Annotated in this window: 1 protein-coding gene; it reads right to left on the reverse strand. The window is 55.2% G+C overall.

Annotated features, from left to right (window positions below; all coding sequences use genetic code 11):
- The coding region (locus tag M3221_RS25700; RefSeq protein WP_251274827.1) for a 6-phosphogluconolactonase at window positions 1-420 on the reverse strand (420 nt) is incomplete at both ends.

Genomic DNA, 420 nt, shown 5'->3' on the forward strand with positions numbered 1-420 from the left:
GCTTTAACGCGTGCGCTTTTGCCGCACCGCTGACAATTAGCAATAAATTTTTCGCCGCCATCACGCTTCTCGGCCCCATGGTGACATAGCTGTCTGGTACTGCCGAGATATCCCCGCCCATCTCGCTGTTAGCGATAAGAGCAATCATTTCCCCATGAATCGGCACTTCGACCATCTGATCATGAAAGCGGGTGGTATTCGGCAGGTTGCCGCAAAAATGGCCGTCGGCCCCCAGCCCCAGCACCATCAGATCCAGACCGCCAGCCTCTTCCAGCTGGCGATCGTGCTGAGCGGCGTTGTCCAGCGTCAGCTTGTGAATGTTCTCTTCTTTGATCTGCGCCGGGGAAAAAAACAGCTGGCGCAAATTAGATATCGTGACGCCTTCTCGCGACTGGCCGCGAAAAGGGATCTCATCGAAGT

This window comes from Domibacillus indicus, from assembly GCF_023715895.1.
GTDB lineage: Bacteria > Bacillota > Bacilli > Bacillales > Domibacillaceae > Domibacillus > Domibacillus indicus_A.